The following is a 24,238-nucleotide window of genomic DNA, read 5'->3' as shown; positions in this document are numbered from 1 at the left end:
TTGCAGACTGTATCGCCCGCTACGCCGCCTTCGGCGCCGGCCGTTCGAGTGGCGTTACGTCGAATGAACGCAACTGTCCGCGCCGCAGCACGTCGAACGCAACCGACCGGCCAATGCGGTCGCCGTTGAGAATGCGGATCAGATCGTCGACGCCGGTCACGGCTTCGCCATCGACACGCACGATGGTGTCGAACGACATCAATCCCGCCCGCTCCGCCGGTCCGCTTTTTTCGAGACCGGACACCATCGCGCCGGTGCGGTTTTCGATTTCCGCGTTGCGTGCGTGCCGCCGCGGCACCTCCACCGTCTGACCCGAAACACCGATGTAGCCGCGCCGCACGCGGCCGTGCTGGATGAGTTCGGACAGCACGAATTGCGCGGTGTTGGCGGCGACGGCAAAGCAGATGCCCTGCGCGCCGCGGATCACCGCGGTGTTGATGCCGATTACTTCACCGCGCGACGACACCAGGGGGCCGCCGGAATTGCCGGGATTGAGCGCCGCGTCGGTCTGAATCACGTCCTCGATCAGCCGGCCGTTGCGCGCGCGCAGCGAACGGCCGAGCGCCGAGATGACGCCGGCGGTCACCGTCGATTCAAAGCCAAGCGGATTGCCGATGGCGACGACCAACTGGCCGCGGCGTAGTAATTTGGAATCACCGAGTGCGGCGTGCGGCAGGTCCCGCACCGCGCCGGCGCGCAGCAGCGCCAGATCTGTGTCAGGATCGACGCCGATCGTACGGGCTTCCATCACCCGGCCCTCGGTATCGAGCAGCCTGATCTCCTTGGCGCCTTCCACGACGTGGCAGTTGGTGAGCACCAGGCCGTCCGGCGCGATGGTGACGCCGGAGCCGGTGCCACCGGGCCGGTTACCGGCGGCGCGCGTTTCGACGCGCAGCACGGCCGGTCCGACGGTGTCGGCAACTGAAGTCACCGCCCGCGAATAGGCATCGAGAAGGCCGGCGTCCGATTCAAACTCTTGATCCAGCGCAGGAGCGGCCGCGGCCGCACCCACGCCAGCGTCTTCCTCAGGGGAAGGAGGCGTGAAGTCGAGCATGTTTGCATTCTTGTATTGAGGGTCGGACCGAGATGTAGGTACCGGTCACGGTAATGGAAGAGCCCCGCCATCGGGTCCGCTGCGCGCCCCGGTCGGGGCCTCAACCGGCATCAGATGCGACGAAATAGCAGCCAAATACAGCTTTAAGGCGAAATTAACCATCCCGCGTAATCCTATACCGTAATGATGGGGACGAAGCTCAAGGCGACATCGCAATCGCGAGACGGTCAGGCTTTGCCTGATGTCTCGATGCCGGTTGTCGATTCCCCGCTACTCGCCGCCGAACAAGACGCCGCAACGGCTGCCACCGCCGCTTCCGTGCGCGAGACCATCGATCTGATCGAACTCGATCTCGGCGCCATGATCCGCGACGTGGCGCAGGCGGCCGAGGCCGTCCATTCCGGCACCAGCGCCTCCGCCCGGGCGCTCGCTTCGATCCGCTCCCGCAGCGAAGACCTTGCCGCCCAGTCGCAGGACGCCCGGCGCGATGCCGGCCAGGTTGCCGAGGCCACCGTCGAACTGGCGCAGTCGGCCGGCGAAATCGATCAGCGCGTCAAAGCCGCCGGCGCTCTGACCGACGATGCCGAAGCCGCCGCCAGCGCCGCCAACAAAAGCGTCGATGAACTCAAGTCCTCGATTGGCGACATCGGCAAGGTGGTCAATCTCATCGCCAATGTGGCGCGCCAGACCAACCTGCTCGCGCTCAACGCCACCATCGAAGCGGCGCGCGCCGGCGCCGCCGGCCGCGGTTTCGCTGTCGTCGCCGCCGAGGTGAAAGAACTGTCGGTCCGCACGCAGGCCGCCACCGAGGACATCACGCGCAAGATCGAAACGCTGCAGAAGGCCGCGGCCGCCTCCATCGCCGCCGTGCATCGCATCTCCGATGCGACAAAGGCGGTGCGGCCGGTGTTCTCGTCAATCGCCGAGGCGGTGCAAGCGCAGGTGCAGACCACCGATGGCCTCTCGCGCAATGCCAACGAAACCTCGGCCTTCATCGGCGCCGTCGCCGATGGCGCCGGTCAAATCCGGCAAGCCGCGGCGGATGCCACCGCGCATGGCGACGCCGTCGATCGTTCGGGCCAGGAAGCCGGCCACCTCGCCGAGAAGCTGAAGACGCGCTGCGTCATTTTCCTGCGCCTGACCGATATCGGCGACCGCCGCCAGCATGAGCGCCTGCCCTGCGAACTCGACGTCTCGCTTGACATCGCCGGCGTGGCGCTGCGCGGCCAGACGGCCGATATCTCAGAGGGCGGGCTGCTGGTGCGGCTGTCCCAGCCGAAAGAGCTTCGCACCGGCACTGTGCTGAACGCCGAGATCGCCGGCGTCGGTCCATGCGAAGTTCACCTCGTCAATCAATCGCCGCTCGGACTGCATTTGCGGTTTGGGGCCCTGGCGCCCAGCACCAAAGTCAATCTCGAAGGCCGCCTCGCCGCGATCCGTGCTGCCAACAAGGAATTCATCGCACGCGCCATCGATGCCGCGGGCCGCATCTCGACCCTGTTCGAGAATGCGGTGAACGCCGGGCGTATCGCGCTCGACGACCTGTTCGACAATAACTATCTGCCAATCCCCGGCACCGAGCCGCAGCAATATCGCACGCGCTTCCTGTCGCTGTGCGAGGCGCTGTTGCCGGGCGTACAGGAGCCGCTGCTGGCGAGCGACCCGCGCATGGTCTTTTGCGTCGCGGTGGATCGCAACGGCTACCTGCCCGTCCACAACGCCGAATACTCGCAGCCGCAGCGGCCGAACGATCCGATCTGGAATGCCGCACACAGCCGCAACCGCCGCATTTTCGACGACCGCGCCGGCCTGTCGGCCGGCCGCGTGGTGCGCCCCTACATCATCCAGAACTACCCGCGCGATATGGGCGACAGGGTTGTGATGATGTGGGAAATCGGTGCGCCGATCCGCGTTTTCGGCAAGAAATGGGGCGGTTTCCGCACCGCCTATACCCTCTGATCGCGCCCGTTCCGGCGACGGAACTTTCCCTAAAATTTGAGGCAAGTTCTTTAAGCGACCGCAAGCGGCGGGGCTTAAGGTCCAAGGCTAACGCCGGTTTACCCGGCCGTCTGGAATTGTCCGGTCTGGAATTGTCATGGCCACCGCCCGTCTGGTGCGACCCCACTTACGCAAGCAGCTTCGCGCGACCGACATTGTCGGCCTCGCCCTCGGCGCCGCGTTTCTCGTGGGCATGCTGTCGGTGCTCGTTTTCGTCGTACCGAAACTCCGGCCGGCGCAGATCGAACTGTCCCAGGAAAAAATCGCCGAGGACGCCCGCCAGGCAGCGCTGAAGGCTGCGCTCGCGCACCGCCAGGGCACGATCCTCTTCGTCGATCCCGAGATGTGCCAGGAGCACTCCTTCGACAACTGGACCGGTGCCATCGAGTACAAGGAACATATCGACTGCGACGCAAGGCTGGCCAAGCTGCGCAAGTCCGATTCCGAACGCGCGGCAGAACGCGTGCGCAGCGTCGTCGAAGGTTTCCGCCGCTAAGGCGATTACGTCGAAAGACATACATCCCCGCCCTGCTCTCATTCCGCGCCGCGCGCCCGGAACCATTCCGCACAGCATCGGTTGACGCGCCATAAACGTGGCAAGCCATTTCATTGGCCACGTCAGTGGAGAGCTGGGCTCATGTCTATGACGGAAATCGATATCGTGACCGCCCCCGAAGATGCCGGGGCAGCGGTGAGTTGGCATGCCATCATTGCAGGCGCGGCGACCGCGGCCGCTATCACTCTCATCCTGGTCGCGTTCGGTGTCGGCGTCGGCTTTTCGGTGATCTCGCCGTGGAGCGGCCAGGGCGTCTCCGCATCGACCTTCACCATCGGCGGCGGCATCTTCCTGATCGTCGTCGCCATGCTGTCGTCGACCATCGGCGGCTACATCGCGGGCCGGCTGCGCCCGCAATGGGGCGCGGTGCATTCTAACGAGCGCTACTTCCGTGACTCTGCGCATGGCCTCGTCACCTGGGCGGTTGCGACCCTCGCGGTGGCCACCATCCTTGGCGGCGCCATGACCGCCATCGTCGGCACCACCGGCGCTGGCCTTGCGGTCGCCGGCTCGCAGCCCGCCGACATGTATGTCGATGCGCTGCTGCGGACCAATCCGGCCAATGAGCGCCCGGCCACCGCCGTCCCTGCCGATGCACAGCAGCAAGCCACGACGCCGGTCGAGAACAGCCAGATTGCGCCGACTCTGCAAGGCGGCCAGTTGCCGGCCCGCACCGGCATCGCGGTCAACCGTGCATCGATCGCCCGCCTCATCGCTCCGGCGATGATCAAGGGCGGCAGCATCACCGATCCCGATCGCACTTACCTGACCCAGCTTGTCGCCACGCAAACCGGCCTGCCGGAAGCGCAAGCCCGTCAGCGCGTCGATCAGATCATCACGCAGGCGCAGACTGCGGCCGACAAGGCGCGCAAGTCGTCCGCCGCGGCGGCCTTCTGGCTGGCCTTCGCCCTGCTCGCCAGCGCGCTCGCGGCGTCACTGGCGGCAATCGAAGGCGGCAACCTGCGCAATCGCGCATGGTGGACCGATGCGCGCGGCCGCGTGCACACCGCGCCCGCCGAATAACTCAACCTGGCAATAGAGGAGAAAAACTCATGCCTATTCTGTTGTGGCTCCTCGGCGTTCCGATCAGCCTCATCCTCGTGCTGATGCTGCTCGGCATCACCTGACGCCAACGCAAAAAGAAAGCCCGCCGGTTTCGCGACCGGCGGGCTTTTTTTATTGGCGGCGAGCCTAAGGCGCCGACCACGCAATGTAGCGATCGTGCCGGTGGTTGATCCAGATCACCATGTTGAGCGCGCAGGCGCCGATCACCGAGGCCAGCAAGGCCATCGGGCTGACGATGAAGAACGACGCGGCAAGCACGGTGAGATCGACGACAAGCTGAAACTTTCCGGCGCGGACGCCGTAGCGGTCCTGCACATAGAGCGCGAGGATGTTGACGCCGCCCAGACTGGCTTGATGCCGGAATAGCACGATGAAACCGACGCCCATCAGCAGGCCGCCGAACACGGCAGCATAGAACGGGTTGACGTCCGTGATGTGGATGAAACGGATGTGCAGCTCGGTCATGACCGAGGTCAGCGCCACGGCAACGAAAGTCTTCGCGGTGAAGCGCCAGCCCATGCGCAGAAAGGCGAGGATGTAGAACGGCAGGTTGATGACGAAGAACACCGCGCCGAACGGCAGACCGGTCGTGTAGAAAACCAGAAACGCCACCCCGGCCGTGCTGCCGGTGAGCAATCCGGCGAGCTTGAACACGGCAAGCGCGAACGAAATGAACAGCGTGCCGGTGATGATCGCCAGCACGTCCTCGTAGACCGTGTGGCGCGGAGCTGGAAGGTCGGTATCGGTCAGCTCAGTCGCTCTGCAAAATGACGTTCTTGACCTGCGGATAGATCTGGTTCTGCCAGCTCTTGCCGGAAAAAACGCCGTAATGGCCGACACCGGCCTGCATGTAATGCCGCTTGCGATAGGGTCGCAGCGACGTGCACAGATCATGCGCCGCGAGCGTCTGTCCCACCGCGCAGATGTCGTCGCGCTCGCCTTCGACCGTAAACAACATGGTGCGCTTGATCGCCGCCGGCTCCACCTTCTGACCCTGATAGGTCAACTGGCCGAGCGGCAGCGTATGCTCCTGGAACACCAGTTGCACGGTCTCGAGATAGAATTCGGCGGCAAGATCGAGCACGGCGAAATATTCGTCGTAAAACGCCTTGGTCTGCTCGGCTTTCTCGGTGTTGCCCTTGGCGATGTTCTCATAGAGCTCGCGATGCGCCTTGAGATGCCGGTCCATGTTCATCGACATGAAGGCCATCAGCTGAACGAAACCCGGATAAACCCGCCGGCCCGCGCCGGCATAGCGCGCCGGCACCGTGGCGATCATGTTCTCTTCGAACCATTTGATCGACTTGCTCTTGGCGAGCTCATTGACCTTGGTCGGCTGGATGCGGGTGTCGATCGGCCCGGCCATCAGCGTCATAGACCGCGGCTGCGCCGGATGATCGCCTTGCGCCATCACGCTCGCCGCGACCAGCGCCGATACGCAAGGCTGACACACCGCCATCATATGCGCGCCCGGCCCGATCTTGTCGAGGAAGCGGATGAGATGCGCCGTATAATCCTCGAAGCCGAAGTCGCCGGCCGACAAAGGCACGTCGCGCGCATTGTGCCAGTCGGTGATGTAGACGTCGTGCTCGGCCAGCATGGTGCGCACGGTCGCACGCAACAGCGTCGCGAAATGCCCGGACAGCGGCGCGATGATGAGCACGCGCGGCTGGGCCTGATCGATGTCTTTCTTGAAATGAAGCAGCGTGCCGAACGGCGTCACATCGGCCGCCTCTTCGGTGACCGCGACTTCCTGATTACCGACGGTGACACTGTCGATGCCGTAGCTCGGCCGGCTGTGAGTGAGAGTGGCGCGTGCGATCAGTTCATAACCGGCGCCGAGATTGCCCCAGAACGACGGCCGCAGCGCGCCGTTGAGCTGTGCCCCGACGGAGTCCGCAGCCAAAGCCGCAAATTTGCGCAATGGATCGAAGAAATCCGACTGCGCTTGATAGGTTTGATAGAGCATCCAATCCCCGGAGGACCCCGGCGAGCCCTCTATTTATCGACGCTAGTTCATTTCATGCTGCGCTGCGAGATAAATCTTGGCAAGGGCCAAACGGCCCCGGTACCGGCCGCCATGGGGACAATCCTTGGCTGCGGCCGGCAAATCGGCGCGGAAACGATTGATTAGCCTGCACTTTCGTCTAAGCTAGCGGTGCCGGGCTGCTTATCGATGAGGACATCGTATTCCCATGGATTCGTTCGCGCCTGCGAAAGCCACCCTCACCATCGCCAGCAAGAACTACGGTTCGTGGTCGATGCGCGGCTGGCTGTTGTGCAAATTCGCCGGGCTCGATTTCGACGAGCAGCCGGTGGGCAGCGACGATCCCTCGACGCGCGCCGAACTCTTGCTGCTGTCGCCCTCCTTCCTGGTGCCGGCGCTGACACATGACGGCGTGAAGATCTGGGACACGCTCGCGATCGCCGAATATCTCAGCGAGAACGTTCCGAACTGCACGCTATTACCCAATGACCGCGCCGACCGTGCGCATTGCCGTTCGGTCAGCGGCGAGATGCATTCCGGCTTCACCAATCTGCGCTCGGCGCTGCCGATGAATCTGAAAGCCCGGCACCCCGGCTTCAAGGTCTGGGTTGGCGCGCAGGCCGACATCGAACGCGTCATCTCGATCTGGCGCGAGTGCCTGGCCAAAAGCAAAGGCCCGTTCCTGTTCGGCGACACGCCGACCATGGCTGACGCGATGTTCGCGCCGGTGGTGACGCGCTTCATCACCTACGACGTCAAGCTCGATTCCGATTGCGCTGCCTATTGCCAGGCGATCATGAACCTGCCGGCGGTGAAGGAATGGATCGAAGGCGCGCTGGCCGAGCCGGACGAAGTGGTCGAACTCGACGTCGAGTTCTGACACTCGCACTGACTTCGTCGCAAAGCATGGCGTCGCGCTGCTGCCACATTGCTGCGGCGTGATCGCGGCCTGCCTGATACGTGCGAGGAAGCGACTTGAAATTCGCCACGACGATGACGGCCGTGCTGGCTGTCGTAACAAGCACATTGACCCCGGCCGCACTTGCTGCCGCCGAAGCGCCCGAGAAGCTCGCCGCAACGGTCGAGCGCACCATCCGTCCCCTGCTCGCGCAACATGACGTGCCCGGCATCGCCGTCGGCGTGACCGTGGGCGGGCAACAATACTTCTTCACCTATGGCGTCGCCTCCAAGGAGTTGCAGACGCCGGTGACGAAGGACACGCTGTTCGAGATCGGCTCGATCAGCAAGACCTTCGCGGCGACGCTGGCCGCTTATGGCGTGGTGACCGGCAAACTGTCGCTGGACGACCACCCCGGCCAGCACATGCCGGCGTTGAAAGGCACTGCCGTCGACAAGGCGACCATGCTTCATCTCGGCACCTACACCGCGGGCGGTTTGCCGTTGCTGTTTCCCGGCGCCATCAAGTCCGAAGCCGATGCAACGGCCTTCCTGCAAAAGTGGAAATCGTCAGCGGCGCCCGGCACGCAGCGGCGCTATTCCAATCCGAGCCTCGGCCTGTTCGGCCATGTCGCCGCGCTGGCGATGAAGGGCGACTATACCGACCTTGTCGAACGCGAGATCCTTCCCAAACTCGGCCTCGCCCATAGCTACATCCGCGTCCCGCAGGCGGCGATGGCCGACTATGCGTGGGGCTACGACCGCACCAACAAGCCGGTCCGCGCCGGCACGGCGCCCTTCGCGGCGGAAGCCTACGGCATCAAGGCCTCAGCCGCCGACATGATCCGCTACATCGAGGCCAACATCCGGCCTGACAATCTCGACCCGTTGATACGCCGCGCCATCGAAGGCACGCATGTCGGCTACTTCAAGGTCGGCGATATGGTGCAGGGCCTCGGCTGGGAGCAATATCCCTACCCCGTCCCGCTGGAGCGGCTTCTGGCTGGCAACAGTGACAAGATGATTTTCGAGCCGAATGCGGCCACGGCACTCAAGCCGCCGCGCGCGCCGTCAGGCCCGACCTTGTTCAACAAGACCGGATCGACCCGGGGCTTCGGCGCCTACGCCGCCTTCGTGCCGGAAAAACAGATCGGCGTCGTCATCCTGTCCAACCGCAACATGCCGATAGCGGCGCGCATCGCGGCGGCACATGCGGTGCTCGAGGCCATTGCCGACGGAAAGTAACAAGAGCAGGCGGGCCGCTCGCTCAGCGATTGAGCCACGCTCCGATCCGCTGCACGGCCTCGTGCATCTCGGGCGTCGAGCCGGCGTAGCAGAAGCGCAGATAGTTGTGGCCGTTGACCGGATCGAAGTCGATGCCCGGCGTCGCCGCAACGCCCGCCTCGTTCAGCATGCGCTTGGCGAAATCGAGGCTGTCATTGGAGAAGCGTGACACATCGGCATAGAGATAGAACCCGCCATCGACAGGAAGAAACTTGTCGAGGCCGGCTTTCGGCAAGCCATCGACAAGAACCCGCCGGTTCGCTTCGTAGACATGCTTGACGGCATCCATCTCGTCGCGGCCGTCGAAAGCCGCTTCGGCGGCAATCTGCGACAGCGCCGGCACCGAGATGGCAAAGTTCTGCTGCAGCCGCTCGACCGAGCGCGTCAGCGCTTCCGGCATCACCAGCCAGCCGACGCGCCAGCCGGTCATGCAGAAATATTTCGAAAACGAATTGATGATCACGGCGTGATCGGTGAGCTTGGCCGCCGTCTCCGCAGCGAAGGCATAATCGAGCCCGTGATAGATCTCGTCGGAGATCACCTTGATGCCTTCGGCTTCTGCCGCAGCGATGAGGCGCCCCAGACTCTCCTTGTCCATCATCGTGCCGGTCGGATTGGCCGGGCTTGCGATCAGGAGGCCAGCGAGCGGCTTGTCCCGGTGCGCCGCGAGCAGCGCCTCCGGCGACATGACCCATCGGGTCGCGGCAGAGGTCTCGATCAGCACCGGCTCGCAGCCGAGCGCGGTGAGGATGTGGCGGTACGGCGGGTATCCGGGATTGGCGAGCGCCACCCTGTCTCCAGCCTCGAACAGCGACAGAAAGGCCAGCATGAAGCCGCCGGATGAGCCGGTCGTGACCACCACACGCGCCGGATCGAGATCGAGGCCGTAGGTGTCGGCATAGTGACGCGCGATGCGGCCGCGCAGCGACGGCATGCCGAGCGCCTCGGTATAGGCGATGCGGCCGGAAAGCGCCGCGCGCGCCGCTTCCAGCGCCGTCTTCGGTGCCGGCTGGAATGGCTGGCCAACCTCCATATGGACGACGTGGCGGCCCTGCGCCTCGACCTGCGCCGCCGCCGCCATCACATCCATGACGATGAAGGGCGGCACGTCGCTGCGCCGTGACGGCAGAATGAGGTTTTTCGCCTTGTCGAGCATCAGCTTAAGCCCTGCCGGGATACGGGTCCGCCCCGCTGCTGCCGTATTCGGCGGCTTGCTTGGGGCCAACGGATTTCGCCGTGACTCGCGGGCTCAATATCGCCAATTCGTGATGGCCGGTCGCTGCAAAGGACAGTGGCGTCGCGCCAAATCGGCTTAGATTGACCCGGTTCGTCCGTGTCTCTTAAGTTCCGCGCCAATCGCAGGGCTAAAAACTGGCATCGTTTTCGACCATGGAATTGACGGGCTTACCTAACAGGACCGTTTCTCCCGCGCCAGCGGGCGCTCGCCGCCACCTTCGGCGGGCCCTCGGCCTTGTGACCGCCGCTGCGCTCGCGCTGGCCGGAGTCGGTCCCGTGGCACCGCCGCCTGCGGCCGCACAACAGCGCGGCGGCGGCCCGTCCGTCATTCGCGACACCGAAATCGAGAATCTGTTGCGCGACTATGCCGCGCCGATCCTGCGCGCGGCCGGGCTCACCCAGCAGAATGTCCGCGTCATCGTACTCAACGACCGCTCCTTCAATGCCTTCGTCATGGACGGCCGCCACATCTTCATCAATGCCGGCGCCCTGTTCGACGCCAAGACGCCGAACGAAGTCATCGGCGTGTTCGCCCATGAAACCGGCCACCTTGCCGGCGGCCACCTGTTGAAACTGCGTGAGCAGCTGGCGCGCGCGCAGACCGCCTCGATCATCGCGCTGCTGCTCGGCGCCGGCGCCGCGGTGGCGGGCGGCGGCAATGCCGGCGCGGCCGCGATCATGGCGCCGCAGGCGGCGATCCAGCGCTCGCTGCTTGCTTATGTCCGCACACAGGAAGACCAGGCCGATCATGCCGGCGTGAAGTTTCTCAACGCCTCGCACCAGTCGGCGCGCGGCATGATCGAACTGTTCAAGCGGCTGTCGAACGATGCGCTGTTCAACTCGCGCTATGTCGATCCCTATTTGCAGACCCACCCGATGCCGCAGGAACGCGTCGCGGCGCTGGAAGTGATCGCCAAGCAGAGCCCCTATTTCGACGTCAAGGATCCGCCGGCCCTGCAGGCCCGCCACGACATGATGCGTGCCAAGCTCGCGGGCTTTCTCGAGCGGCCCGACACCGTGGCGCGGCGCTATCCGTCGAGCGATCAAAGCATGCCGGCGCGCTATGCCCGCGCGATCGCCGCCTATCGTCACGCCGATTTGCGCAATGCGCTGGCCCAGATCGACAGCCTGATCCAGGCGCAACCGGCCAACGCCTATTTCTACGAACTCAAGGGCCAGGCCTTGCTCGAGGCCGGCCGCGGCACAGAGGCGATCGCACCGCTGCGCCGCGCCGTGCAACTGGCGGGCAGCGCGCCCCTCATTCAGGTGATGCTGGCGCAAGCCCTCATTAATACCAATAATCCCGCCACCGCCGAGGAAGCGGTCGGCCTTCTGAACACGGCGCTGGCCCGCGAACCGACCATTCCCGAGGCCTATGACCAGCTCGCCATGGCTTATGGCCGCAAAGGCGATCTCGGCCGCGCCGATCTGGCCGCGGCGCAAGCTGCCCTTAACCGGGGCGATCTAAAAACAGCCCGGCAGATCGCCGCCCGCGCCAAGGCGCGGCTGCCGGTCGGCTCGCCGCCCTGGGTCCGCGCCAACGATATTACCAATGACAAGCCGCAATCCGCCAATGCCCGCAATTGAACCCCGACAAGGACATAACCCGATGAAAACCGGAAGCCGCCTCGCCGCCATCTGCGCCGGCCTGTTTGCGCTCGCCATGACGCAGCAGGTCTCCGCCGCCGAATTCACGGCCCCGCAGCGCGACGAGATTGGCGCGATCGTGCGCGAATATCTGATCGCCCACCCGGAAGTCCTGCAGGAGGCGATGGCCGAGCTCGAAAAGCGCCAGCAGACCGCGGAGGTCGAGAAACACAAGGCCGCCGTGAAGGAGCATGCCGAAGCGATCTTCTCGTCGAAGCGGCAGGTCACGCTCGGCAATCCGAAGGGCGACGTCACGCTCGTCGAGTTCTTCGATTACAACTGCGGCTACTGCAAGCGCGCCATGGAAGACATGATGGCGCTGCTGAAGGATCCAAACCTGAAGGTCGTGCTCAAGGAATTCCCGGTGCTCGGACCCGGCTCGGTAGAGGCGGCGCAGGTTGCGGTCGCAATGCGCATGCAGGATCCGACCGGCAAGAAATATCTCGACTTCCATCAGAAGCTGCTCGGCGGCCGCGGCCAGGCCGACAAGTCGCATGCCATGGCCGCCGCCAAGGCCGCCGGCGCCGACATGGCGCGGCTGGAGAAGGACATCGCGAGCCAGGAAGTGCGCGACACGCTGCAGGAGAGCTTCAAGCTCGCCGAGGCGCTCGGCATGAATGGCACGCCGAGCTACGTCATCGGCAGCGATGTCGTCATCGGCGCCGTCGGTCTCCCTGCGCTGCAGGAAAAGGTCAACAACGCGCGCTGCGGCAAGGCGACGTGCTAAAGACGGCGACGTGCTGAGACTTTGAGTCTGCCGCGGCGCACTGCGGCAATCCGCATCTGAACAAGAACCGCCGGGCCGCTGGTCCGGCGGTTTTTTACATTTAGGATACGCGGGAACCCGAAACGCCGGAGCGGGTTGTCGCGCGCATGTATACGATCGGGCTGGAAGAGGAATTCTTTGTTTTCGATGCGTCGACACGGCGTGCGGTGCGCCGTCTCGACAAGCGTTTCCTTGCGCGCGTGAAACAGACGCTGGGCAAATCCGTCACCACCGAGATGCTGCAGTCGCAGATCGAGACGGTGACGCCGGTGTGCGAAACCTTGAGCGAAGCACGCGCGCATCTGTCGAGGCTGCGGCAGGGGCTCGCCGATGCCGCGCGCGAGCGCGGTCTCGGCATTGCCGCCATGGGGACCTTCCCGCTCGCCTTCTGGCCGGAAATGACGCCGACACGAAAAGAGCGCTACGGCCCAATCATGGACGACCTGCAGATGATCGGGCAGCGCAATATGATGTGCGGCCTGCATATCCATGTCGCGGTGCCCGATCTCGACACCCGCATCAATCTCATGATGCGGCTGACGCCGTATCTTCCGGTCCTGCTAGCGCTGTCGACGTCGTCGCCCTTCTGGCAGGGTCACCTCACCGGCCTAACCGGCTATCGGCTGGCGGCCTACGACGAACTGCCGCGTACCGGCTTGCCCGAACTATTCCGCACCAACCAGGACTACGACGAATATATCGCGGCTTTGGTCGGTGCCGGCATCATCCCGGACGCCAGTTACATCTGGTGGGCGATCCGGCCTTCGGTGGCGCACCCGACCCTCGAACTGCGCATCGCCGACAGTTGTACGCGGCTGGAGGACGCCATCGCCATTGCCGCGCTGTTTCGGTGCCTCGTGCGCGCGCTCGATCGCGACCGCGGTGTCAATGCCGGCTTCGACCGGGTCGGCCGCGCCATCACCGCCGAAAACAAATGGCACGCGCAGCGCCACGGCATCGCCGCGACCTTCGTCGAGCCGTTCTCGCGTCAGCCGATCACCCTGGACCAATGGCTTGCCGACATCCGCACGCTCATCGGGCCGGACATCGAGGCCTTTGGCTGCGGCGCCGAAATCGCCCATCTCGACCGTATCGTCGCCGAGGGCACCAGCGGCGACCGCCAGATTGCGATGTTCAAACAGGCGAGCGCCGCCGGCCGGCCCCGCCTCCATGCCATCCGTGCGGTCATCGACTGGGCAGCCGCCGAAACCCTGGCGACGGGAGAACTCGCCTCCGCGGCCTGATTTCTCTTTATTTTACTGTTATTTAGTCTGTCCCACGGGGATTGGGCGGCGCTCTTCCCCTCGCCGCTCCGGCCACCTATAAAGCGGGCCGGCCGGTTCGCGCCTCTGCTTGAAGGCCGCGCCGCCGCCGATCACTGCCGGAATCCTTCAATGGCCCAGACGATCTACGTCCTCAACGGACCCAACCTGAACATGCTCGGCGTGCGAGAACCGGCGAAGTACGGCTCGGCCACGCTCAAGGATGTCGAGAGCCTGTGCGCCGACACCTGCAAGCGTTTCGGCCTCGACATGGTGTTCAGGCAATCGAACATCGAGGGCGAGCTCGTCACCTTCATTCAGGAAGCCCGCATCAACAAGGCGTCCGGCATCGTCATCAACCCGGCCGCCTATACCCACACCTCGGTCGCCATCCTGGACGCGCTGACGCTGACCGAGCTTCCGGTGATCGAAATCCACATTACCAACGTCCACCAGCGTGAAAGCTTCCGTCACCACTCCTATGTATCGAAGGTGGCGCGCGGCGTGCTTGCGGGCTTCGGCGTCCAAGGCTACGCGCTGGCCATCGAAGGCCTCGCCGGCATGATCGGCGCTAAGGAACGTTAAGAACTCTTACGCTATGCGCTTGTCCCCGGCCACGCCGGGACGCGCCTCAACTCGGAACCGTTTGAATGGCAAAACCGCCGAAATCGCCACTGGTCGACCGCGAGCTCATTCAGGAGCTGTCGAAGCTGCTCGACGAGACTGGATTGACCGAAATCGAGATCGAGCAGGACGGCCAGCGCATCCGCGTCGCCCGCGGCAGCGTCGCCGTGTCCGCCGCGCCGGCGCCGCGCGCGGTGGCCGCCGTGCCGCAGCCGATCACTGAATCCGTTTCGAAGCCGCTCGATCCCGCCAAGCACCCGGGCGTCGTCGCCTCGCCGATGGTCGGCACGGCCTATGGCGCGCCGGAGCCGGGCGCCCGGCCCTATATCGAAGTCGGCGCCAAGGTGAAGTCCGGCGAGACGCTGCTCATCATCGAAGCGATGAAGACCATGAACCAGATCCCGGCGCCGCGCGCGGGCACGGTGACGCAGATCCTGTTCGAGGATGGTCAGCCGGTCGAGTTCGGCGAACCGCTGGTGATTATCGAGTGATAGCTTTGCGACCGCGCGCACCTCTTACTTGTCCCGGGCGCAGCGCAACACGCAGTGGTGCGCTGCTGAACCGGGACCGCCACAGGTTGGAACGGTCCCGGCTCTGCGCTGCACCGCTCCGCCATAGCGCGTCGCAGACGCGCGTAACCGCGCTTATGGCTGCGCGCTGCACCGCGTCCGGGACAAGAGAACCCCATGTTCGATAAAATCCTCATTGCCAATCGCGGCGAGATCGCGCTCCGCGTGCTGCGCGCCTGCAAGGAGCTCGGCATCAAGACGGTCGCGGTGCATTCCACCGCCGACGCCGACGCCATGCATGTCCGCTTCGCCGACGAAAGCGTCTGCATCGGGCCTCCTTCGGCCAAGGACTCCTACCTCAACATCCCCGCCATTCTCGCCGCCTGCGAAATCACCGGCGCCGATGCCGTGCACCCTGGCTACGGCTTCCTGTCCGAGAATGCGCGTTTTGCCGAAATCCTGGCCGACCATGGCCTGCATTTCATCGGCCCGAAGGCCGAGCACATCCGCACCATGGGCGACAAGATCGAAGCCAAGCGCACTGCCAAGCGCCTCGGCATTCCGGTCGTGCCCGGCTCCGATGGCGGCGTTACCGACGACGCCGAGGCCGTCCGCATTTCGCGCGAAATCGGCTTTCCGGTCCTGATCAAGGCCGCGGCCGGCGGCGGCGGCAAGGGCATGCGCGTCGCCCACACGGAAGACGAATTGTCGCGCGCCCTGTCCACCGCGCGCTCCGAAGCGAAAGCCAATTTCGGCAGCGATGCCGTCTATATCGAGAAATATCTCGCCAAGCCGCGCCACATCGAAATTCAGGTGCTCGGCGACGGCCGCGGCAACGCCATCCACCTCGGTGAGCGCGACTGCTCGCTGCAGCGCCGTCACCAGAAGGTACTGGAAGAAAGCCCCTCGCCCGCGCTCAATGTCGCCGCGCGCGACAAGATCGGCGAAGTGGTCGCGAAAGCGATGCGCGAGATCCAGTATCTCGGCGTCGGCACCGTTGAATTCCTCTACGAAGACGGCGAGTTCTATTTCATCGAAATGAACACGCGCATCCAGGTCGAGCATCCGGTGACCGAAATGATCACCGGCATCGATTTGATCTTCGAGCAAATCAGAGTCGCCGCCGGCGCCGAACTGACGATCAAGCAGAGCGACGTGCAGTTCCTCGGCCACGCCATCGAGTGCCGCATCAACGCGGAAAATCCGGTGTCGTTCAGGCCGTCCCCCGGCAAGATCCTGCACTATTATCCGCCGGGCGGTCTCGGCGTGCGTATCGATAGCGCGGTGTATCAGGGCTACACGATCCCGCCTTATTACGACTCCCTCGTCGGCAAGCTCATCGTGCACGGCAAGACCCGCCCCGAAGCGCTGATGCGCCTCAAGCGCGCGCTCGACGAAATCGTGGTCGACGGCATCGAGACCACCTTGCCGCTGTTCCGGGCACTGGTGCGCGAGTCCGACATCATCAACGGCGACTATCACATCCATTGGCTGGAGCAATTCCTCGCTCGGGGTGGCATGGAAGAAAGCCAGCCGCTGTCCTCGTGACAGCGGCGCGCCTGCGCGCTTCCACGAAATACCCTGCTTCGACAGTGCTTTTGCGCGGACTTCGGTGCGCCACCGCGAGCCGCGCGGAACAAAACTGAACACCTGGGGATTGGAACCCCCGCCCGCGACATTTGCGGCGCCGGGGCGGACGGGTCCACTGTGCCGTCTGCCGTGCTATACGGCCCCGGTGAAACGGAGAACCGACACATTGCCGATTGCCCTGCCCCGCTGGCGGTTTCTCAATCTGCAATCGCTCCTGCTCGGCATCGGCTTTCTGGTGCTGGTCGGCATCAGCGCCGCGACCATTTACCTGGTCGAGCGCGCGGCCACCGACAGCCGCGAACTGGCGACGACGCTCAGCGTCGAGGACAAGCTGTCCGACATCCTGCTCACCATCCGCCGCGCCGAAAGCAGCCAGCGTGGCTACCTGCTGACGAACGATGCGGCCTATCTTGACGACTTCCGCGACGCCGAGCCGGAAACCCACGAAACCATCAATGAACTGCGCAGCCTGTCTGTCGCCAGTGCCACCCGCAAATCGACTCTCGACCGCGTGGCCGAGCTGGTCGATGGCAAGTTTCGCGAAATGCGTCGCATCATCGAGCTGAATGAGGGCGGCCGCCGTCCCGAAGCCTTGGCCCAGGTGCGCGAAGGTCAGGGCCGCCGCCTCATGATCCAATTGCGCGACGTCATCGAGGAGGCCATTGAGGCGGAAGGCGAACTGGCAGGCGTCCGTGCCGAGACGTCGCGCCGCACGAATAGCTGGCTGCTGATCGTGTCGCTGGCCGGCGCGACCCTCATCGTCGGCATCGGCGCCATGTCGATGTCGCTGGTTCAGCGCAATTACCGCCGCGCCGAAATTGCCCGCCAGGAACTGGCCGGGACCAATGCCAATCTCGAGCGCATTGTCGAGTACCGCACCGCCGACCTCACGGAGGCCAACGAGGAAATCCAGCGCTTCGCCTACATTGTCAGCCACGACCTGCGTTCGCCGCTCGTGAACATCATGGGCTTCACCTCCGAGCTGGAGGCGCTGCGCCAGGACATTTTCCAACAGGTCGAGAAGCTGCGCGCCGAAGTCGCCACCCTCAAGGGTGAGGCCGAGGCGGCCCAGGAGACCGAAGCCTCCGTCCAGTTGGGTCGCGATTTCGACGAGGCCATCGGCTTCATCAAGTCGTCGATTGCCAGTATGGACCGGCTGATCACCGCTGTGCTTCGCCTGTCCCGGGAGGGCCGCCGTCAGTTCAACCCCGAGCGGGTCGATATGAATGGCCTGATCAGCGGCATTATCGAAACCGTCAGCCACCGGGCGACGGAACTTAATGCGACTTTGCGCGTTGAGGAGCTGCCGCCGGTTGAAACCGACTTGCTGGCAGCACAGCAAATTTTTGGCAATCTCATTGATAATGCTTTGAAATATGGTCGCGATGACGCAAACCTTGAAATCCACATACGCGGCCGTCTGACCGCCGCCCATGCCATTTACGAGGTCCAGGACAACGGCCGCGGCATCGAGCCAGCCGATTTTCAGCGAGTTTTCGAGCTGTTCCGCCGCGCCGGCAAACAAGACCGGCCGGGCGAAGGCATTGGCCTGGCCCATGTCCGCGCGCTGGTCCGGCGTCTGGGGGGAACAATGGGGTTGACGTCGGAACCCGGCAAAGGGAGCGTCTTTATCGTGACGCTGCCGCGGCGCTGGGTGGGGGATAACAGGAGTACTGCATGAATAGCCGTACGGCGGAGCGTCCCGTCGAAATCGTCATGATCGAAGACGATGAGGGCCACGCGCGCCTGATCGAGAAGAACATTCGCCGCGCCGGCGTCAACAACCCGATCATGCCGTTCAAGAACGGCACCGACGGTATCACCTATCTGTTCGGCGCCGACGGTTCCGGCCTTGCCAGCAAGGGCAAGCCCCTGCTGGTGCTGCTCGACCTCAACCTGCCCGACATGACCGGCATCGAGATCCTCGGCCGCATCAAGTCGAACGAACACATGAAGCGTGTGCCGGTGGTCGTCCTCACGACGACCGACGATGCGATCGAGATTCAGCGCTGCTACGATCTCGGCTGCAACGTCTACATCACCAAGCCGGTCAACTACGAGAATTTCGCCAATGCCATTCGGCAGCTTGGCTTGTTCTTCTCGGTCATCCAGGTGCCCTCACCCGAGTAAGCACCATGCCCCGCAAGGTTCTCTATATCGACGATGATGAAGGTCTGCGCCGGCTGGTCGCGCGGAGCCTCGGCCGCGATGGCATCGAGGTCCTGACCGCCGGCGACGGCGAGACCGGACTGCGCCTGCTTGCCGAACATTCGGATTTCGACATCGTCGCGGTCGATCTTTACATGCCCGGCATTTCCGGCGTCGAGCTGACCGAGCGCATCAACGCTATGCCCAATCATCCGCCGGTCATCGTCGTCACCGGCGCGCAGGACTCGCGCATGGCGGTCGCCGTTCTCAAGGCCGGCGCGTTCGACTATGTCGTCAAGGACGTCCAGGGCGAATTCATTTTCCTGCTCAAGGCCGCGTTCCACACCGCCGTCGACGCCATGCGCATGCGCCGCGCCAAGGAGGCCGCTGAAGCCGAAGTCCGCGCCGCGCGCGATCGCTTCGAGGCGCTGGCGACCGAACGCGCGCTCCTCATGCGCGAGGTCAACCACCGCGTCGGCAACAGCCTTCAGCTTATCGCTTCGCTGCTCACCATCCAGTCAAACGCTGCTCACAATGCCGAGGTCAGCGAAGCCTTGAGCGATGCCACCGGCCGCGTGATGGCCGTAGCGCAGGTGCATCGCCGGCTCTACACCTCGGACGACGTCCAGGCGGTTGCCATCGACCTTTATCTCGAAGCCCTGGTCGAGGATCTGCGCCGCTCCGCCGAAGACGGCGCGCTGGCGCAGCTGGCGCTCCAAGCGGAACCGATCGCGGCGACACCCGATCACGCCGTCGCCATCGGCATGATCGTCAATGAACTCGTCACCAACGCGCTGAAATACGCCTATCCCGAAGGCAAGGGCGTGATCCGCGTCATGCTGCGCAAGGACGGCGAAAATCGCGGCGTCCTGACCGTCGAGGACGACGGCGTCGGCATCGCGCCAAATGGCGGTCCGAAATCGACCGGCTTGGGTCAGCGCATTGTGCGCGCCATGGCCGAGAAAATTCGCGCCACCATCGAACAGGATCGCACCCATCGTGGTGCGCGCATCGTCCTGACCTTCGATCTGTCTCCCACGCCGGCGCACAATCCCCCTCCCGCGGCTCCCGCCGCCGCACCGCGACCTGCCGCCTGATCACCGCGACCGGGTCAATGGACCGGCTCGGTTAGCCGCGCCAGCAGCGCGCAGATATCGGCGGGCTGATACGGCTTCGGCACGAACAGCGAGCGCGTCACCATGCCCTCGAGGCCGAAGGCCGAATAACAACCGGAGGCATAAACGATCGGCAGGTCTGGCCGCATGGCGCGGGCGCGCACCGCCAGTTCGCGGCCATCGACCTCGCCGGGCAGACTGATATCGGTGAACAGGATGTCGATGCCCGGCTCGGTTTCGAGCCAGGCGATCGCCTTTTCGCCGGTGCTCGCTTCCTGGACGACGAAGCCGTCATCACGAAGCTTGTCGGCCACAAGGGAGCCGATCACGACATCGTCCTCCACCAGAAGCACTTTGATCGGCTGCGGCCCACGACTCATGGCGATACTCGCGATCGAGTTCAGCTCGCATGACAACGCCGTGCGGCAGGCTAATGTTCGCGCCGTCTGACATTTTGATATGTATGGTAAGCGGCATCTTAACGTCGCCGGAACCGCGCATTCTGGATTAAGATCAGGCTATGGCCAGCCGCGACAATGCCCCGTTCGAAATTACGCCCGACGTGCTGCTCAAGGCCTATGCCTGCGGCATCTTCCCGATGGCGGAGAATGCCGACGATCCGGCGCTGTACTGGATCGAGCCAGAGCAGCGCGGCATTATTCCGCTGTCCGGTTTCCATGTGTCCGCACGGCTGGCCCGCACGGTGCGCACCACGCCCCTCACCGTTCTTGTCGATCGCGATTTCGATGCCGTGATCGACGGCTGCGCCGCGCCGGCGCCCGATCGCGACCGCACCTGGATCAACGATCGCATCCGCAAACTCTATCGCGGCCTGTTCGACCGCGGCCATTGCCACACGGTCGAGGTCTATGACGGCGAGCGTCTGGTCGGCGGGCTTTACGGCGTGTCGCTCGGCCGCGCCTATTTCGGCGAGAGCATGTTTCACACCGTGCGCGATGCGTCCAAGATTGCGCTGGTGCATCTGATTGCGCGGCTGAAGGCCGGCGGCTTCACACTTTGCGACACGCAATATGTGACCGAACATCTGCGCAGCTTCGGCGCCGTCGAGGTGCCGAAAAAGCGCTATCACAAGCTGCTCGAAGAGGCGCTGATCGGCACCGCCGATTTCGCCGCGCTGCCGGCCGACCGACCGATCAGCGGCGCGGAGGCGCTGGCCATTCTCGATAATGGATCGACGCGGTAAGGCCGATCAGCGCAGCGGCGGCAACAAATTGCCGGCGGGCTGTTGCGTACGCGGCTGCGTTGGACGCGGCTGCGGCGCGCGTTGAGCGGGCGCGGCGGCGGGTGCCGGCTTCTTGGCTTCGGCGGCGTCCGCGACGTTCGGATTGGTGCCGCCTTTGCAGTCGGTCAGCCAGACGTCATAGGTCGGATGCTCGACCGCGTTGAGGCCGGGGCTCGCCGCAAACATCCAGCCGGAAAAAATACGCTTGATCTCGCCGTTGAGCGTCACCTCATCGACCTGGGTGAAAGCGTCGGTGTTCGGCGTTTCGGTCGGCGGCCGCGAATAGCACACCCGCGGCGTCACGCGCAGCGCGCCGAACTGCACGGTTTCATCGATGGCGACGTCGAATGAGATGATGCGGCCGGTGATCTTGTCGAGACCGTTGAACACCGCCGTCGGATTGGCGATGCGCTGCGGCGGTGGCTCGACCACGACTTCGTCGCCCGGTTGAAGCGCGGCGTCGGTCGGCGTTCCCGGCGGCTGACGCTGGCCCGGCGGCAGGCCGGGCAGTGTCTGCACCGGATTCGGGCCGGCATTCTGCGGCTGCTGGCCCGCCGGTGCACTCGGTGCAACCGGTGTCATGGGAGTCAGGTCGCCCGGCCTCGCATTGGTGCCCGGCAGTGGCGCCAATTCGTCGGACTGGATGCCGCCGCGGCCCGGCCGGCTGGACGGCGGCAGGTTCATCGGTGCCGGCAAAGGCTGTGCGGGCGGCAGATCCGGATTGACCCAGTTCCCCGATTGCGTGGCCGTGGCGCCGCTCTGAACGTCGCGGCCGCGGCCGAGGTCGGCCGGCGCAACATTCGGTGCCTGCTGCGGAGGCTGGCCGCGCGGCACATTGCCGGGCGGACGCGGCGGGCCGTCGCTGAAAATGTCGGTGAACTGGGCCAGCGCCGGACCCGCGCCGAGCAGCACCATCATCGCTATCGCTGGAAGCCGGACCCGGGCCATAAATGTCGCTTGATCAGGGAGTTTCAGGCGCCCGCGCGCGCGGATTCGCACGCGCCGTATGGGGTCCGGTTAACACGGTGAATGCGGCGGCGGAAGGGCGGCCCAGAAGGCCGCGATCGGCATCAGCCTTCCGGAGACCAGGCCTTGTAGTCGCCGGTCGCCTTGGGGCGGCGGCCCGATGCGAGAGTCGAGCCCTGCGGCCGGTAGGCGCCGGGCGTCCCCGTCATGTTCGGCCGATGCGGCTTCTGCCATTCACGCGGGACGTAAGTTTCATCGGTCGGCGGCACGTCGACGGTGTGGTGCAGCCAGCCGTGCCAGCCCGGCGGCACGGTGCTCGCCTCGGCATAGCCGTTATAGATCACCCAGCGGCGTTCGAAGAGCAGCGTCGGATCGATCTTGCCGCCCTTGGTCCGGTAATAGGTGTTGCCGAACTCGTCGGTGCCGACCTTCTCGCCGTAGAGACGGGTCCACAAATCGGTACCGAAGGTGGAGGAGTTCCACCAGGTGAAGCATTTCAGCAGGAAACTTTTCATCGCCGACGCGCATTTCTGTTGCGATGGGCGCGTTGTGACACCCCGGCACGCCCGTGTCCAGCATGCCCCCGGCGCCATTCATCACATTTTTCACGCATTATCGGGGGACTTTCGGCACATATGGACTCGCTCAGATCGGCGCTCAACGCCCTCGCCCAGTGGCTGGCCTGGCTGCCCGACCAGATAGTCGCGATCGTGATCGTGGCCCTTGCCGTCGCCATTGCCTATTCGCTGCACAAGACCGCACGGCGGCTGCTGCGCAAGACGCTGGCGACGCGCTTCCCCTACGCGCTGACCGTCGTGCAGCAAATGCGCGGCGTCACCCGTCTCGGCCTGATCATTCTCGCGCTGTCGATCTCGGTGCCGGTGGCCCCCTTCGACTCCCAGACCGCGGAATGGATCGGCCGCTTCATGCTGATCGCGGTCATTGCCATGATCGGCTGGGCGGCGATGACGGCGCTCAAGATCGCAGCGGACCTTTACCTGCTGCAATTCCGCATCGACAGCGACGACAACCTGCTCGCGCGCAAGCACTACACGCAGGTTCGCGTGCTGCTGCGCGCCCTCGACGTGCTCATCATCATCTTCACGATCAGCGCGGCGCTGATGACTTTCGAACCGGTGCGCCAATACGGCGTCAGCCTGTTCGCTTCCGCGGGCGTCGCCGGTCTCGTTGCCGGTTTTGCGGCACGGCCGGTGCTGTCGAACCTCATTGCCGGCGTCCAACTGGCGGTGACGCAGCCGATCCGCATCGACGATGCCGTGATCGTCGAGAACGAATGGGGCTGGGTCGAGGAGATCACCGCGACTTACGTGGTGTTGCGGCTCTGGGACTGGCGGCGCCTCATCGTGCCGCTGACCTATTTCATCGAGAAGCCGTTCCAGAACTGGACGCGCGAAAACTCGGAGCTGATCGGCACGTCGATGCTTTATGTGGATTATCGCGCGCCCGTGGCGGCGATCCGCGCCAAGCTTGAGGAAATCGCCAAGGCCTCGCCTTTGTGGGACGGCAAGGTGGTCAATCTCCAGGTCACCGACTGCAAGACGGACACGCTGGAACTGCGCTGCCTCGTCAGCGCGCGGTCGGCACCCCGGACCTTCGATCTGCGCTGCGAGGTGCGCGAGAAACTCATCGACTTCCTGCAGCGCGAACACCCCGAGGCGCTGCCGCGGCGCCGGGCCGATGTGGCGATCGACAGACAACAGATCTGACCGCCCCGGTTTGAGCAGGTCGCCAGAGGCGCACGACGGCGCCATTGCCATTGCCCAGATTCTGGAGTTATCGTGCTCAGGAATTCAGCATTTGCGCGCTGGATACGAGATGACAGTGCCGGGAAATAAGAAGGCGGGCCTCTCTGAGGTCCGCCTTTTTCGTAGGCCCCGCCATGCGCGGTGGCCGAACGATTCCTTGGCGTCGCCTTAAGAACCTCGCCCATGGCGCGATTCACAGCGGTGGGTGTCCTTATCCCGCTGGTCAGTCTGCCGCACCCACAGGCTAAGGGCCTGACCTCTAAACGAGAATCAGCGACTCTCATCCCGGTTCCCGGGTGGTTATCCCGCCTTTATCCCCGTCCGGCCAAGACCGAAAAGAAGCTGTGGGTTGTCGGCAAGCCCCCATTTTCGGTCATTTTTCTATCACGGGACTAGGCAGGAAAACCTAACTCGACGGCGAAGAAAAATGGCTTCCCGGTTGGGCTTGAACGCCCATACTGGGCCCAATCTCGAACACCAGCTTTTGACGTAGGGAGTGGCGACCGACACAAGACTTAGTGATTT

Annotated in this window: 23 protein-coding genes; 16 read left to right on the top strand and 7 right to left on the bottom strand. The window is 64.4% G+C overall.

The window, feature by feature from the left end; all coding sequences use genetic code 11:
* Positions 1-19 precede the first annotated feature (19 nt).
* Entirely contained in the window at positions 20-1,054 is a 1,035-nt protein-coding gene (locus tag DXH78_RS13815) for a S1C family serine protease (RefSeq protein WP_115517579.1), read from the bottom strand.
* Positions 1,055-1,237: 183 nt separating this feature from the next.
* On the opposite strand from DXH78_RS13815, the gene DXH78_RS20265 reads away from it, so the two are divergent.
* From DXH78_RS20265 to DXH78_RS13800, 3 genes are all read left to right on the top strand, one after another.
* Positions 1,238-3,013 carry a methyl-accepting chemotaxis protein gene (locus tag DXH78_RS20265; protein WP_115517578.1) on the top strand — a complete coding sequence of 592 codons (1,776 nt, stop codon included), beginning with the start codon at positions 1,238-1,240 and terminating at the stop codon, positions 3,011-3,013.
* A 136-nt stretch (positions 3,014-3,149) separates the two neighbouring features.
* Positions 3,150-3,548, top strand: a complete 399-nt coding sequence (locus DXH78_RS13805) for a hypothetical protein (RefSeq protein WP_115517577.1) — start codon at positions 3,150-3,152, stop codon at positions 3,546-3,548.
* A gap of 141 nt (positions 3,549-3,689) precedes the next feature.
* Complete coding sequence (locus tag DXH78_RS13800; RefSeq protein WP_115517576.1) at positions 3,690-4,631, top strand: hypothetical protein; 942 nt, start codon at positions 3,690-3,692, stop codon at positions 4,629-4,631.
* A gap of 168 nt (positions 4,632-4,799) precedes the next feature.
* On the opposite strand, the gene DXH78_RS13795 is transcribed toward DXH78_RS13800, so the two are convergent.
* Together DXH78_RS13795 and DXH78_RS13790 are read right to left on the bottom strand one after the other, a co-directional pair.
* Positions 4,800-5,375, bottom strand: a complete 576-nt coding sequence (locus tag DXH78_RS13795) for a YitT family protein (RefSeq protein WP_245416820.1) — start codon at positions 5,373-5,375, stop codon at positions 4,800-4,802.
* A 49-nt stretch (positions 5,376-5,424) separates the two neighbouring features.
* Positions 5,425-6,642, bottom strand: a complete 1,218-nt coding sequence (locus DXH78_RS13790; RefSeq protein ID WP_115517575.1) for a polyhydroxyalkanoate depolymerase — start codon at positions 6,640-6,642, stop codon at positions 5,425-5,427.
* A gap of 226 nt (positions 6,643-6,868) precedes the next feature.
* Here DXH78_RS13790 and DXH78_RS13785 point away from each other — a divergent pair, with 226 nt between their 5' ends.
* A complete protein-coding gene (locus DXH78_RS13785) occupies positions 6,869-7,540 on the top strand; it encodes a glutathione S-transferase family protein (RefSeq protein WP_115517574.1) in 672 nt (223 codons plus the stop codon).
* Positions 7,541-7,653: 113 nt separating this feature from the next.
* Positions 7,654-8,802, top strand: a complete 1,149-nt coding sequence (gene ampC, locus DXH78_RS13780) for a class C beta-lactamase (RefSeq protein ID WP_115517573.1) — start codon at positions 7,654-7,656, stop codon at positions 8,800-8,802.
* Positions 8,803-8,824: 22 nt separating this feature from the next.
* On the opposite strand, the gene DXH78_RS13775 is transcribed toward ampC, so the two are convergent.
* Positions 8,825-9,997 carry a pyridoxal phosphate-dependent aminotransferase gene (locus DXH78_RS13775; protein WP_115517572.1) on the bottom strand — a complete coding sequence of 391 codons (1,173 nt, stop codon included), beginning with the start codon at positions 9,995-9,997 and terminating at the stop codon, positions 8,825-8,827.
* Between the two features lie 233 nt (positions 9,998-10,230).
* On the opposite strand from DXH78_RS13775, the gene DXH78_RS13770 reads away from it, so the two are divergent.
* The 9 genes from DXH78_RS13770 to DXH78_RS13730 all read left to right on the top strand — a co-directional run bounded on the left by DXH78_RS13770 (position 10,231) and on the right by DXH78_RS13730 (position 19,720).
* The gene (locus DXH78_RS13770) at positions 10,231-11,664 is read left to right on the top strand and encodes a M48 family metalloprotease (protein ID WP_115517571.1); all 1,434 of its coding nucleotides are present in this window, start codon (positions 10,231-10,233) and stop codon (positions 11,662-11,664) included.
* A 22-nt stretch (positions 11,665-11,686) separates the two neighbouring features.
* Positions 11,687-12,451: a DsbA family protein gene (locus DXH78_RS13765; RefSeq protein WP_115517570.1), complete on the top strand. Its 765-nt coding sequence runs from the start codon at positions 11,687-11,689 to the stop codon at positions 12,449-12,451.
* Positions 12,452-12,597: 146 nt separating this feature from the next.
* Complete coding sequence (locus DXH78_RS13760) at positions 12,598-13,734, top strand: carboxylate-amine ligase (RefSeq protein WP_115517569.1); 1,137 nt, start codon at positions 12,598-12,600, stop codon at positions 13,732-13,734.
* A 150-nt stretch (positions 13,735-13,884) separates the two neighbouring features.
* Entirely contained in the window at positions 13,885-14,337 is a 453-nt protein-coding gene (aroQ, locus tag DXH78_RS13755; protein ID WP_115517568.1) for a type II 3-dehydroquinate dehydratase, read from the top strand.
* A gap of 65 nt (positions 14,338-14,402) precedes the next feature.
* The gene (gene accB / locus DXH78_RS13750; RefSeq protein WP_115517567.1) at positions 14,403-14,867 is read left to right on the top strand and encodes an acetyl-CoA carboxylase biotin carboxyl carrier protein; all 465 of its coding nucleotides are present in this window, start codon (positions 14,403-14,405) and stop codon (positions 14,865-14,867) included.
* 195 nt (positions 14,868-15,062) lie between these two features.
* Positions 15,063-16,433, top strand: coding sequence for an acetyl-CoA carboxylase biotin carboxylase subunit (gene accC, locus DXH78_RS13745; RefSeq protein ID WP_115517566.1), 1,371 nt, complete (start codon positions 15,063-15,065; stop codon positions 16,431-16,433).
* A gap of 208 nt (positions 16,434-16,641) precedes the next feature.
* Positions 16,642-18,156 carry a sensor histidine kinase gene (locus DXH78_RS13740; protein WP_147292644.1) on the top strand — a complete coding sequence of 505 codons (1,515 nt, stop codon included), beginning with the start codon at positions 16,642-16,644 and terminating at the stop codon, positions 18,154-18,156.
* Positions 18,153-18,605, top strand: a complete 453-nt coding sequence (locus tag DXH78_RS13735; protein WP_115517564.1) for a response regulator — start codon at positions 18,153-18,155, stop codon at positions 18,603-18,605. Before DXH78_RS13740 ends, DXH78_RS13735 begins: the two co-directional genes overlap by 4 nt.
* A gap of 5 nt (positions 18,606-18,610) precedes the next feature.
* Positions 18,611-19,720: a sensor histidine kinase gene (locus DXH78_RS13730; RefSeq protein WP_115517563.1), complete on the top strand. Its 1,110-nt coding sequence runs from the start codon at positions 18,611-18,613 to the stop codon at positions 19,718-19,720.
* A gap of 14 nt (positions 19,721-19,734) precedes the next feature.
* Here DXH78_RS13730 and DXH78_RS13725 read toward each other — a convergent pair whose 3' ends face one another.
* On the bottom strand, positions 19,735-20,118 hold the full coding sequence (locus DXH78_RS13725; RefSeq protein WP_115517562.1) for a response regulator: 384 nt from the start codon (positions 20,116-20,118) through the stop codon (positions 19,735-19,737).
* Between the two features lie 140 nt (positions 20,119-20,258).
* On the opposite strand from DXH78_RS13725, the gene aat reads away from it, so the two are divergent.
* A complete protein-coding gene (gene aat, locus DXH78_RS13720) occupies positions 20,259-20,942 on the top strand; it encodes a leucyl/phenylalanyl-tRNA--protein transferase (protein ID WP_115517561.1) in 684 nt (227 codons plus the stop codon).
* A gap of 6 nt (positions 20,943-20,948) precedes the next feature.
* Here the strand turns inward: aat and DXH78_RS13715 are convergent, their stop codons facing one another.
* Together DXH78_RS13715 and DXH78_RS13710 are read right to left on the bottom strand one after the other, a co-directional pair.
* Positions 20,949-21,929 (bottom strand): DUF2155 domain-containing protein, encoded by a 981-nt coding sequence (locus DXH78_RS13715; RefSeq protein ID WP_115517560.1) that lies wholly within the window; start codon positions 21,927-21,929, stop codon positions 20,949-20,951.
* Between the two features lie 122 nt (positions 21,930-22,051).
* Positions 22,052-22,462, bottom strand: coding sequence for an NADH:ubiquinone oxidoreductase subunit NDUFA12 (locus DXH78_RS13710; protein ID WP_115517559.1), 411 nt, complete (start codon positions 22,460-22,462; stop codon positions 22,052-22,054).
* A 120-nt stretch (positions 22,463-22,582) separates the two neighbouring features.
* Here DXH78_RS13710 and DXH78_RS13705 point away from each other — a divergent pair, with 120 nt between their 5' ends.
* Positions 22,583-23,674, top strand: a complete 1,092-nt coding sequence (locus DXH78_RS13705) for a mechanosensitive ion channel family protein (RefSeq protein WP_115517558.1) — start codon at positions 22,583-22,585, stop codon at positions 23,672-23,674.
* Positions 23,675-24,238: the final 564 nt, after the last annotated feature.

Source organism: Undibacter mobilis (assembly GCF_003367195.1).
GTDB lineage: Bacteria > Pseudomonadota > Alphaproteobacteria > Rhizobiales > Xanthobacteraceae > Pseudolabrys > Pseudolabrys mobilis.
This window is presented reverse-complemented; position numbering and strand designations above follow the sequence as displayed.